Source organism: Candidatus Cloacimonadota bacterium (genome assembly GCA_020532355.1).
Taxonomy (GTDB): domain Bacteria; phylum Cloacimonadota; class Cloacimonadia; order Cloacimonadales; family Cloacimonadaceae; genus UBA5456.
This window is the reverse complement of sequence record JAJBBD010000102.1, coordinates 1-12,980: the sequence shown is the minus strand read 5'-3', so window position 1 is coordinate 12,980 and position 12,980 is coordinate 1. Positions and strand designations below refer to the sequence as shown.

Sequence of the window (12,980 nt, the reverse complement as noted above, 5' to 3'; positions counted from 1 at the left end):
CCCAATGCAAAGAAGAACACTTTTACAAGGCTATTCTCAGTCGCTTGGGTATTGAACTATACGATGAAAAGCTTGGAATTCTTTCCGGAGGTCAGCGCCGAAAAGCAGATTTGGCAAAAGCCCTTGCTCAAGAACCAGATCTTCTGCTAATGGATGAACCTACCAATCACTTGGATTTAGAAAGCATAGAATGGCTGCAAAATCTACTTTCAGAGTCGAAGATAAGCACTATCTTCGTTACGCATGACCGCTATTTTTTGGATGCAATATGTAACCGCATACTTAATATTGAAGACAGAAATCTTTTCTTTTATGATGGCAACTATAGCGACTATGTTAAAGGAAAGATGCTTAGAGAGCAAGATATTCAGCGCAAAGAAACTCGTAGGCAAGCTCAGCTCTCTAAAGAATTAGCTTGGTTGGCAAGGGGAGCCAAAGCACGTGCGACAAAGCCTAAACATCATGTGGATAGGGTTAAAGAACTGCTCAGCAAAAGCTATTTGATGTCTAACCAAGAGCTGGACATTTCCTTCCAAACAAATCGACTGGGGAGAACTATCCTAGAATTGCATAAACTAAGTAAGGCTTATAACGGTAAAGTGTTGTTTGAGGATTTTGAGCATAATTTTCAACCGCTGGAACGCATTGGTGTTTTAGGACCCAATGGCTGTGGAAAAACCACCTTATTACGCCTAATTACTGGTGAAGAGAAACAGGATATCGGAAGCATTAAAATTGGTTTGAATACTCATTTTGCCTACTATCGTCAAGAAGAAGAAAGTTTCAAACCCAATTTGAGTGTGTACAGTTACATAGCTCAGTATGCTGAAAGCATCCGTACTGCAGATGGGAGCAAGGTTTCAGCCACTGAGATGCTAAACCGCTTTCTCTTCGATAAAAAAATGCAACAAAGTAAACTTGCCTCTCTATCTGGTGGCGAGAGAAAACGCCTGCAACTACTTAAATCCTTAATGTTCGGCGCAAACTTCATTATTCTTGATGAGCCTACTAACGATCTTGATATTCCCAGTTTGGAGATTTTGGAAGACTACCTTGATGCTTTCAAGGGTTGCCTGCTCGTGGTTTCTCACGATCGCTATTTTTTGGATCGAACCGTTGATTACCTTTTTGTATTTGAGAATGGAAAAATCCGCAAGTTTGCCGGAAATTACTCCGATTACTTGCTGGTTAAACGTTATCAAGATGAAGATAAAAGCCCTGAGAATAACTCCAAAATATTAAAGCCTAAACGCCAATCAAAAGGGCTCACATATAATGAACAACGTGAGTTCGTGAAGCTTGAAAAAGAAATTGAAGCATTAGAAACCGAACTCATAGAACTGGAAGAAAAGCTTTCTAGTAAAAATTTAAGCCTTCATGAGTATACTGTTTTGGCACACAGTATAGATCTGTGCCAGCAGAAACATGAACAAGCCTTTAGCCGTTGGGTCTTTTTAAGCGATAAACAATAAACAACTATCTGGAGCTTATTATGAAAATCGTAAATGTTTGGGATTTCTCCGGTGGCATCGAATGCGCTATCCAATACTTTCATGCTAAGTGGGGAAGTAAAGTGAATTATAATTTTTACTACGACGCAATCAGTCATTCAAGTTCTTCCCCCATTGGTCTTCCCCGCTTTTATCTGTTGTTAGATAAAGATGTTATTGTCGGCTGTTATGCTCTTTTGGTGAATGATTTGGTAAGCAGACAGGATTTACTGCCTTGGATTGCCTGTCTGTACGTAGAGCCAAGTTATCGCGGTAGAGCTTTGGGCTCAATTCTGTTGAAAGATGGTATTGAAAAAACAGCCAATTTGGGATATTCATGTGTGTACCTCACTACAGATCATAGCGAATATTATGAAAAATACGGTTGGGAGCGCATTCAGGATGCCTATAATTACTATGGAGAACAAGGTCGAGTATATAAATATTGCATTCCTCATAGTACCCAAAGCTAAGCCTCTGCCCGATAGCTATTAACTGCTCCTTACACCCTAATACTCATGGACTTACACCGTTATCGATAAGCACCATATCACTTTAACCATTGCTAAGAACTATTAAACTAGCCTCAAAATACCCATTTCCAGTTTCTACCAATCAGAAAGGCCGTTGAATAATCGGGTATGGGGCGGAACCCTATACTACAAGTGTGATGGATGGGCATTGTTGCGATTAAAAAAACCACTAAATCAGTACTTAGTACATGCAAATCTGCTATATGTGGATGTGCGAAGGTCTCATGTATCTTGTTCTCCTACAGCTAAATTTCCCCATGCGCTTTGCAGCTCTGCACCATTCCCGCCCTTCACTAAAAGGGCGGATTAAGAAGGGTTCAAGCCGGGATTATGCCGTAGATAAATGAGAATATCTCCTTTAAGTATGCCTAATTGGGAGATAAAGAAACATGTAAAAACGGTGTGTAAGCCCGTTAAATAATCGGGGATTGGGGCAGAGCCCCATACTAAAAAAGTGCCGGGGGGGGATAGAGGTGCGATCAGAAAAACCACTAAACCGATATTTCGTACACACAAATCTGCTATATATGGATGTGCAACGCTCTCTCAGATGTTATAAATCTATACTTTTACATCTACACATAAACTTCTGGATATGGCCTCATATTCACAGCTCTCCCAATAGTAGATTATGCGAAGTAAGCAAATTCTTCTTCGACCATTATGATGTGCCTGAGAAGCCACTGTACGAGCTGCATCATTATTCGAGCTAATACGTTGTATATCTTAATGTTATACTAAAAAATGCCATTTTTTTCTTGACAGATATTACTGCCTCAAACACTGTCTCTGTTAATGAGATTAGGAACTCAAATTTAGGAGCAATATGAAGTACTTTAAAAAGAAAATAGCGGTCACTTTTATGCTATTACAAGTTCTTATAATAGGCCCTGTAATAGCAGATTCGGTGGCTGAAATAGGCAACGAAGAGATTAGCCAAACCCAGGCAACCCTGGTAATAGATTCGTTGCATACGCAAGAACCACCGGGATTTGAACCGGAAAGCATGGTTGCGTCCTACTATGCCAAATACTTTCATGGGCGTAGAACCGCTAGCGGTGAAATCTACGATCATTATGCTTTAACTTGTGCTCATAAAACTCTCCCCTTCGATACCGAGCTTATTATAATCAATCCTCAAAATGGCAAATCTGTATTGGTGCGTGTAAATGATAGGGGGCCATTCCCAAAAGGCAGAGATATTGATCTTTCTTACGCCGCAGCCAAGGAAATTGGGCTCATTCGCCCTGGAGTAGCTCCGGTGCAAGTGGTCATCATCCATCCTGAGAATGAGCATCCCGATAATCGACTGGTAACAAACTAAGCAACTTAACTATCCGCTCCGCAAGGGGGCAAATATGAAATCCCAACTTCAATGTCCCCTCCCCATACAAATCTCAAACACCGTAAGCATGGCTTTAGCCGAAGGGAAACCTGTGCTTGCCCTCGAATCCACAGTAATAACGCATGGTTTACCATATCCCCAGAATATCGAGGCTTTTACTATGCTGGAAAAATACGCTTGGGATTTTGGTGCTGTTCCAGCCACTATATGCCTTTTGGATGGAGTTTATCACATAGGGTTAGAGCAGGCTGCTGTGGATATACTTGCGAAGAAACTGCGCACGAAATCAAAGCTGGAAAAAATTGCTCTTCGAGATCTGGCTATGGCTGCCGTGAGAGGGCAAAGCGGAGGTACAACTGTATCAGCAACAATGTATTTGGCACATATAGCCGGCATAAAAGTATTTGCTACGGGTGGCATTGGAGGTGTGCATCGTGGATGGCAAAGCACTATGGACGTTTCGCTGGACATCCAGGCATTAGCAAGCATTCCGGTAATCGTAGTATGTGCAGGTTGTAAAGCAATCCTGGATATTCCTGCAACTTTAGAAGCATTAGAAAGTAGAGGAGTACCAGTTTATGCTTGGCAAACAGATGAGTTTCCTGGTTTTTATTCTAGGCAAACCGGAAACAGAGTTAGCAGACTGAATAAGCTCAAAGAACTTGCCCTAACCTACCGCATAATGGCATCCTCACCCCAATTATCAACTGGAATACTAGTGGCAAATCCAATCCCCTCAAACTCTGAAATACCCAGAAACAAGATTGAACCATATATTTCAGAAGCGATTTCTTCTGCTAATAATGTTACAGGGAAAGCCCTTACGCCATATCTCTTGGCAAAGCTTTCGGAATTAACAAACAACAAATCTGTTGAAGCAAACCTGGCACTGTTGAAAAACAACGTTCAGCTAGGTGCGCAAATTGCTGGAGAACTATTATGAAGATTTACATTTCTGTAGATATGGAAGGAATCCCTGGAACTTTCAATTGGGAGCATGAGAAAATTGACCGCCCAAATGTGCGAAGATATATGATGGATCATGTTGAATATACCATCGATGAAATTCTTAAAAACCCGGTTGCAGCTAATTTGGAAGAAATCTGTATTGCCGATTCTCACAATAGTGGAGATAATCTACTATATGATTTGACCAAAGTAGATGAACGGATCTGCCTGATATCCGGATCTCCGCGACCTGAGTATATGATGCCGGGATTCGATGCTTCTTTCGATCTCGTATTTCTTTTAGGTTATCATGCCGGAACCGGAGTGTTAAACGCAAACATGGATCACACCTATTCTAATAGCCGCATCCAAAACATTCAAATAAACGGCAAGCCAATGAGTGAAGCATTGATTAATGCTGCTTATGCCGGTTATTATAAGATTCCCGTTGCTCTTGTTTCTGGAGATCTAGCCCTTCAAGAAGAACTCCAAACAGAGATGCCTTGGCTGAGCTATGTATGTACAAAAGAAGGGCTTGCAAAGTTCGCTGCAAAAAATTATTCTGCTCAGAAGGTCGAACGCTTGATGCGTAGTGCAATTCAAAGAGCGTTGCAAACAAAAGATTTACCTGTCTATTGCTTCGATACTCCCATAGAATTAAGTATTGAGTATCATTCCACAGCAATGGCAGATGTTGTGGCATTGATGCCGGGAGCAGTACGCAAAAATGGAAAAACTATTGTGTATAAAAATGATGATTATGCAATTATGTTTAACGCCCTAATGGCGTTAATAACATTAGCTTATGCAACGGGGATTTGATTTAGCCAAAGCTCAAGGTAGATAAGAATCAACAAAAGGCATTTAATTGGGTGTTTCTGAGTATTTGTGTCCATAAAACCGTTGACATAATTGAGCCCTCTTACAGATTAGTTCTGCTGTGATTCATAATGTTTTTTGTTTTTAAAAATTCTGATTGAGCAGGGGATATGCCAATTACAGATACGCAAGATCCTATTCTAATTGTAGATATAGGAAATACGAATATAGTGTGTGCAGTGTTTTTCAAAGGAGAGATTCAGGCTCGATACCGGTTTCCCAGCACTGTGCATTCCAAGGTAGATGAATATTACAGTCTATTCGGACAAATGGTGCCCGAATATTCTCTTTCGTGTTTTAAATACATAGCTTACGGAAGTGTTGTACCAGAACTTAGTGGAACCTTTCAAGCCTTGTTTTCCCAGTACTCTAGAGCTAAAGTATATTGCATTGACGGGCTCTCTCCCATTGGTTTGAGATACATCATCAAAGATCCATCCGCAATAGGTGCCGATTTAGTGGCAAACGCATTTGGAGCTTGGCAAAAATATAACACTTCTACCTTAGTGGCAGACTTGGGCACAGCTACAACAATTCAATTGATAAATTCAGAAGGATTGTATGCGGGAGCAGTAATTGCTCCAGGCATGAAAACTGCTGCTGAACATCTATTTAAAAACGCTGCCCAATTGAATGAATTTGAGCTTAGCACTCCTAAACAAATAGTTGGCAACAATACTCAGGACGCTCTATTAGCGGGAATTGTATGGGGTCATGCTTTAATGATTAGCGGGTTCATGCAACAAATCGAGAAAAAATATCCTCAATATGCTCCCTACACTGTTATACTAACAGGTGGTTTAGCCCCCATGATTGGCAAACTTTGCCCATCAGATTACATCTTGGATAGCGATCTTACCCTGCAAGGCTTCTATCTGGCACTTCATAAGCTAATATCCATTAGTGAATAATACCCATGAGTAAACACTGGTTCATTCTTCTGCTCTGCCTTCCTGCCATCTTGGGGGCAAATGTGTTTGAACCAAGACTGTATCTAGATGGATATTACCCATTAATAAATAATCGCTTGGATATATATAAGCTAAATAAGGGCTTGAATATATATAAACAAAAACCTTATGACATCCCAGCCTTGGAAATTCCTCGCCGTGAAGAGATTGACTTTAAAAAACAGCAGATATTGATCAATACGCTGGTTGAAAACATGGATGTACACCCCCCTATACCACTGTCTTTTGATCAGTATCTGGCAAATATGCAAAAGCATACATTCCGAAAATCTTTAAATGCAAGAATCAAACAATACGCACAAACAGCTGAAACCTCAACTGGCGGACTTATAGGTGAATTTGTCCTGGAGCTGCCTACAATAGCTATGCCAAAAACAGTACAGCGGTTATTGGGCAGTAAAGCAGGCAGACTCAATCTTGACGGAACTCAAAAGATAACTTTGCAGGTTAGCAGTACAAAACGGAAACAAGTCCCTATCTATGAAACTGAAAATCGCAGCACTTTCGATATAAAGATGGAGCAAGAAACAAATTTGAGGCTAACTGGTACAATCGGTGAGAAGATCTCGGTAAACCTGAAATATAATTCCAATCAGGATGCTGAGTTGTTTGACCCCAACAATGTCAACATTAAATACACAGGCGATGAAGATGAGGTAGTACGCTCTATTGAAGCGGGAAACATTAGTTTATCGCTTTCGGGCAGTAAGTATATTTCCCTTTCAACGAGCTCTCAGGGGCTTTTTGGAGTAACCAGCAAGTTCAAATATGGCGATCTTGATCTTTCGGTGATAGCTTCAAAAGAAGAAGGACAAAAGAATTCCATGAGCTATGTTGGTCAAGCTCAAGCTGATAGCGTAGTATTTAGAAGTAGAGACTATACTGCTCGTACTATGTATTTTCTTGCAAATCCTTATGATCTTTATGACCTATATAACGAATCTAATATTGGCAGCAATCCCCCAGGATGGATTGACAATGCCATTAGAACCGATCCGGCCGGTGCTTGGATTGTAAAAAATCCCAACCTGCTACCCGAAAATGGTACCGTTCGTGTTTATCTTGATGACCATATTGCCACCAATAACGTTGCCTTCGCTCCCGGCGATACTATAATATATAGTCCTAATCAATACCATCATCCTTATTATGAAGAATTGATTGAAGGCACCGATTTTATTACCGATTACGATTCTGGCTTTATTACTTTATTAAGAACTATTGATCGAGTAACTACTCTGGCTGTTACTTATACTCGTCGTGATGGCATTTTAGTGCGCTCTCCAGAATACGATATAGAGGGAAATCTTCCAGATAATGATCTGCTGTATCCCTTTGTGATTCGCCGTTACAATCAGACATACGATCCTTTGGATCCAAATAATGTGTGGCACTACCAAATGCGCAATATCTACAACATGAATAAAACAAACGTAAAGAGCGATGGATTTCGCCTTGATGTTTATACTTTAGATGTAGACAATACGCGAAACTACAATCTCCCCGAAAACCTTAGTGCAGGTCAATTTGTCACATACATGGAGTACTTAAGATTGGATAGTACCGGTGATGGTTTGATAAACGGAGACGACAACACCGTAAATCTTAGCTCTGGCTTGATTATCTTTCCATTTATTGAACCGTTTAAGCCTTTAGGCGATGGTATATTGTATGAAGAAGAAAACGAAAGTATACGTTATGAAGATATCAGTTTCTATCTATCTGTTAAAGGTAAAATAGGTAGAGAAGCCATCGATTTATCGCAGACAGGCATTCTTAAGGGCAGTGTGCGCGTACGGGTTAATGGACTGGAGCAAAAAGAAAACGTCGATTACTTGGTAGATTACGACATGGGACGTATCACATTCCTTTCTGCTGCTGGTAAAGATCCAGATGCCAGGATTGAAATTGATTATGAAAACAGAACCTTGTTTAGTGTTGCCAGCAAAACCCTTGCCGGAATGAGAGCAGATTGGCGGATAACTGATAACCTCAAATTTGGCGGTACTTTAATTTACAGATCTGAAACTGTTGCTGACAAACGACCTCGCATAGGCAATGAAAACATGCAGATGTGGATGGCTAATGTAGATGGAGAAATCGGTTTCAAGCCTTCGTTTATCACTAGATGGATAGATGCTTTGCCGTTTATATCAACTACTGCAAAAAGTGAGGTAACCCTAAGCGGTGAAGTGGCATATACGATTCCCACAATTTATGGTGACTCTGAAACCAAGAAAAAGATATCTTATGTAGACGATATGGAATCGATAGTCGATTCTTACCCCTTGGGAGTTACTTTCTCAACTTGGGTGACGGGAAGCAAACCCTATGCAACTAACCTCGCCAAGGGTCGCATCAACTGGTATAACCCCAAAAATATTCGCCGCGAACAAATTGAAGACCCCTCCACGCTTACCGATAAAGAAAGAAAAGAAACTGCTACTGTATTAGCACTACGTCATTGGCCCAGTACCATCAATATTCCCGGCGCTGGCGTACAAAGCTGGAGTGGAGTAATGAAGTACATAGGAAACCAGTTAGACTTTTCTCAAAAGAAATATATTGAATTGTTGGTCAAGGTAGATAAACCCAGTTCTGAACCAAGTCCGGATGTTATCTTAACCGTAGATTTGGGAGATATAAATGAAGATTTTTATACCGAGTTTGGTGGTTACAATCGTTTGGATACAGAAGATACAAACCTGGATGGAGTTTTAACGCTGGATGAAGACATCGGTTTGGATGGCATTCCGTATGGGGAACCTGGACACGATCCCTTCGATTTAGCAGACCCCAGTATAGATCATAATGGAGACTATCCCGAGATAAACGGTACCGAAGGAAATCGGGTTTTAGATACAGAAGACCTAGATGGCAATGGAGCGTTGAATCAGCTTGACCGTTATTTTAGCTATAGCATCTCTCTCGCTGATACAACCGGACAGAATCATGATGGTTGGGTATTGTATCGCATACCTCTTACAGATCCCGAACACTATACCATAGTTACCAACTCCAGCACTGGTATTCAACCTTCTTTAAAGAAAATTTCTTTTGCCCGTATATGGTTACAATGTGATACCCCTGCGCGTGTGTACATAGCAGATGCTTCGGTTATCGGAAACAAATGGCAGGATTTTTTTGTCCGCGATATCGACGGCAGAATTCTTAGTGAAGCAGAGTTAGCCGCACACAATACAAACTACTTGTCGGGCATTGTAAATAACCAGAAGAACTCTAACCATTACAGCTCTCCCCCAGGCACTGTATATATCGAAGATCACAGAGAAACTTCCGAAGCGGCATTATCTTTGGAAATTACCAATCTACAAAGCAACAATCAGGTTATATTAAGACAACGTATGATTGACTCATATAATCTATTGCCATACGAATCTATGCGCTATTGGGTATATCCAGAACTAGCGACAGGATCAAATCTTGAGGATGTAGAAGTGTTCTTCCGTATTGGTGCGGATTCAACAAATTACTATCAGATTACCCAAAGAGTTCCAGTTGTAGAATATATGAGCAAAATGGACTCTAACCGATGGATTGAACTGGATTACAGCCTACAGGAAATAACTGCCCTAAAAGAAATGAATCCTGGTGCCATATCCGACACGTTAGTGGTTGGCGACATAACATATTTCTACAGAGGTAAACCTACGCTAACTACTATCCGAGAGTTGTGTTTGGGCGTAATAAACCCAATCACTGATTCTCAAACAGCTCCTTTTACTGGCACGGTCTATTTTAACGATATGCGAGTTGCAAATCCATATCAAGATATTGGCATAGCCCAACGAATATCGGTAAATTCCAAATTTGCCGATTTTTCCACTTTAGATGTAGTATTTGAATCTAAAAGCGAGAATTTCAATCCCAATATTCAGCGAGGAAGAACCAATACATATACAAAAACTCAAAGCCTTAATATCCTCAATAAATACTTCATCAACAAATTCTTCCCAAGTACGTGGGGATTGGATATTCCGCTAACCTTGCGTCGCAATTACTCAACCGGAACCCCCCGATATCGCGCAAACTCCGACCTCCTGGTGGCAAATATCCCCGATCCCCAACAAAAAGAACGTGAAAATACAGAAGCCTTAGTTTATTATGCCGATTTTGGTTATAGCATGCGTAATACTCCAAAAAGCAAAATCTTAGAGTATACTCTGGGCAAACTTACTTTATCCGGAAACATGGAGCAAAGATACAATCATAGTGCAACACGAGTAGATACTACCCTCTCATGGCGCGGAACAATGGGATACAACCTCAATATACCGCAAGATAAAACTAGCTTCCGACTGATTGGAAACTATCGTTTGGGATATTTACCCACCGCTTTTACCAATAGCTTTACCATAAACAACAATGAACCCAAAAGCTGGAATTGGGAATTGCGGGATGGAGAGTATGATTGGCACGAAACACCTTACACTGTCCCCACTCGCTTGTTTACTAGCGACAACAATATTACTTGGCCATTTACAAGCGATATTAACCTCACTGCTCGCTTAAACACTAAGCGAGATCTCATGCAAAATAACTATCTCGGTGGCATAAAAATAGGCAAACAAACAGAGTTTGTTCAAGATTTGGGCTTAAACTACAATCCCGCTTTTTTCCCCAGAGTATTCAACTTAACCACAAACGTAAGTGCTCGCTACACCGACATGATGCGAAAATACTACGAAAACGTAGATGGAGAGCAGGTAGAAACATATCAAAGTGATGGAAATACAAATCGTAGCATTCGCACGAATATCTCATTGATGAATTCTACGCTGCTTAGCTCTTGGGCTCAAAAATTGAATGAGAACCGCTTAGATACGAAGGGCAGTGGTAAGCCTGATGAGACTAATGATAAGTTAAGCGACGAGGAGTTGAAACAGCTCGAAGAAACAATGAGCAAAGAGGAGATGGAAAAGTTTCTTTCCGATCAGGATGCGTCGCAAAAAGAAGAGGAAGAAAAACGACGTGAAGAGGAATTAAAGCGTATCGAAGAGGAAAAGCGCCGTTTAGCCGAACTGGAAAAAGAGCCTGACAAAAAGGACTCTGAATCAAAAGATGATGATGCCGAACCCTTAAAAAAAGACGACATTAAGGATGAGGAACCTCTACCAGACGAGAAAGAAAACGATCTTCCCCCAATTACTGATCCAGAAAAAGAACCAACAACAGACAGTAAGGATGAGGACAAAGGACCAGGCTTTAACCCCTTTATTACTGCCATAGAGTATCTTGCCCGATTGAAGAATATTACTGCATCATACCAAAACGGTTATGCCATGAATTACACTCGAAAGAACGATTTGCCGAATTTCGCTTTCAGACTTGGCCTTCCCCATTCTATGCCCTCAGACTACTTGGATGCAATTGGTAATGACAATACTATTACCGTTTCCTCTGGAATCTTTTTAGGTAGAAACTTGGATAGCAGTATAAGCTTTGCACACAGTTTCAACCGGCGCTATTCAGCGGCAAGCCAGCAAAACAAATCCACAACATTTCCAGATATTACGCTCAGCTTGATGAATTGGGAGCCCTGGTTGGGTATCTCCAAATATCTTCAAGGTGCCAGGTTAAATACCGGATTTCAATATACAACTCGAGCCAGTGGTGATATAGATTGGGTAAAACCTAAGCAAGAATCTTCCACTATTGCGCTTAGCCCCTTATTGGGATTTAATGGTAATGTTTTCAATAAACTGAATACCAATTTAAGCGTATCGGTTTCTAAAACCGAAAACATTACAGATATGGATTCTTACAACATCGTAAAGACAAGCGATACAATAACCCTTAACGGTAACCTAACATATAGTTTTACGGCAGGCAAAGGATTTACCATTCCTTTTACCGGAAAGAAAATCCATATTAGCAACCAGCTTTCATCATCAATAGGATTTAACTATGATAAAGGCAAAGATGTTACTCAGGGACGAGATAACTCACAAGTAGATAGAGATACTTCTCGTTTAACAATAACGCCAAGCGCTACCTACCAGTTTGACCGCAACATTAGGGGAGGGCTTACATCCAGTTTCGAAGTGAACAGCGATCGTAAAAGGGACGATGGCACCCGCATCTTTAGCCTAGGGGTTTGGGCCGAAGTAAACTTATAAGCATCTTTCAAACTTATGCTTAGCATGTCAATAGTAAGTATCCGGCTCATGTTTTGTCTCTAATCTTGTTCCAATATAATGCCAGAAAGGAAATATGTGATATAGTTTTACATCCACTAACATTGCAGTATGGGTCTTTACCCCATGCCCCATTTATTCAACAATCTTTATGTGGATACTAAAGGACTGGACTAATACCCATTCCTTTATGCTGAGTTTAAGCGAGGTTCGTCCAGTGATTATCGGCTAATAAGGGAGTATAGAAACTTGAAGCATCGCTAATTCTGATGTAATCTAATGAAGAAAAAGAGGATTGTATTGAATACAAAAAAGCGGCTCAGCGAACCGCTTTCTTTTTTTAGAGACTATTATTAGAAGTTATAGCTTCCTCCACCATCCAATCCTCGATATGAGGGCAAACGAAACCGGAATTTCAAGGCTTGGGTAGGCTCCCAAAAAGTAAATGGAGCTTGTAGATTACTTTGCCAATGGGGTTTTTGGGCTTCTGAAGTGTAGCTTTCTACTTCGGTTCGCACATTGTTCATTAGATCTGGAAAATCGTACATATCTGAAGTTATTTTCGTAAAAAGCGTATAAGTAAATATGCTATAGCGTTCACCTTGTGCGGTAAGATCTTTACCTAAGGTAGATGCCATGGCAAAGCCCTGATTGTT

7 protein-coding genes and 1 pseudogene are annotated in these 12,980 nt (G+C 40.7%); 7 read left to right on the top strand and 1 reads right to left on the bottom strand.

The window, feature by feature from the left end:
* From LHW48_03430 to sprA, 7 genes and pseudogenes are all read left to right on the top strand, one after another.
* Window positions 1-1,472, top strand: a 1,472-nt coding sequence (locus LHW48_03430; GenBank protein MCB5259510.1) for an ATP-binding cassette domain-containing protein, incomplete at its 5' end; no start/stop codon positions are given.
* 20 nt (window positions 1,473-1,492) lie between these two features.
* Entirely contained in the window at window positions 1,493-1,963 is a 471-nt protein-coding gene (locus tag LHW48_03425) for a GNAT family N-acetyltransferase (protein MCB5259509.1), read from the top strand.
* Window positions 1,964-3,029: 1,066 nt separating this feature from the next.
* Window positions 3,030-3,260, top strand: a pseudogene (locus LHW48_03420) (septal ring lytic transglycosylase RlpA family protein).
* A 121-nt stretch (window positions 3,261-3,381) separates the two neighbouring features.
* Window positions 3,382-4,311, top strand: coding sequence for a pseudouridine-5'-phosphate glycosidase (locus LHW48_03415; protein ID MCB5259508.1), 930 nt, complete (start codon window positions 3,382-3,384; stop codon window positions 4,309-4,311).
* Window positions 4,308-5,138 (top strand): M55 family metallopeptidase, encoded by an 831-nt coding sequence (locus LHW48_03410; GenBank protein ID MCB5259507.1) that lies wholly within the window; start codon window positions 4,308-4,310, stop codon window positions 5,136-5,138. Before LHW48_03415 ends, LHW48_03410 begins: the two co-directional genes overlap by 4 nt.
* A 167-nt stretch (window positions 5,139-5,305) precedes the next feature.
* Complete coding sequence (locus LHW48_03405; protein MCB5259506.1) at window positions 5,306-6,106, top strand: type III pantothenate kinase; 801 nt, start codon at window positions 5,306-5,308, stop codon at window positions 6,104-6,106.
* Between the two features lie 5 nt (window positions 6,107-6,111).
* On the top strand, window positions 6,112-12,306 hold the full coding sequence (sprA, locus tag LHW48_03400; GenBank protein MCB5259505.1) for a cell surface protein SprA: 6,195 nt from the start codon (window positions 6,112-6,114) through the stop codon (window positions 12,304-12,306).
* Window positions 12,307-12,677: 371 nt separating this feature from the next.
* Here the strand turns inward: sprA and LHW48_03395 are convergent.
* On the bottom strand, window positions 12,678-12,980 hold a 303-nt coding region (locus LHW48_03395; protein ID MCB5259504.1), incomplete at its 5' end, for a caspase family protein.

What these genes read in the sequence shown, in the direction of transcription:
- LHW48_03425 (MCB5259509.1), top strand. Translation starts at nt 1,493, where the DNA reads ATGAAAATCGTAAATGTTTGGGATTTCTCCGGTGGCATCGAATGCGCT.
- LHW48_03415 (MCB5259508.1), top strand. Translation starts at nt 3,382, where the DNA reads ATGAAATCCCAACTTCAATGTCCCCTCCCCATACAAATCTCAAACACC.
- LHW48_03410 (MCB5259507.1), top strand. Translation starts at nt 4,308, where the DNA reads ATGAAGATTTACATTTCTGTAGATATGGAAGGAATCCCTGGAACTTTC.
- LHW48_03405 (MCB5259506.1), top strand. Translation starts at nt 5,306, where the DNA reads ATGCCAATTACAGATACGCAAGATCCTATTCTAATTGTAGATATAGGA.
- sprA (MCB5259505.1), top strand. Translation starts at nt 6,112, where the DNA reads ATGAGTAAACACTGGTTCATTCTTCTGCTCTGCCTTCCTGCCATCTTG.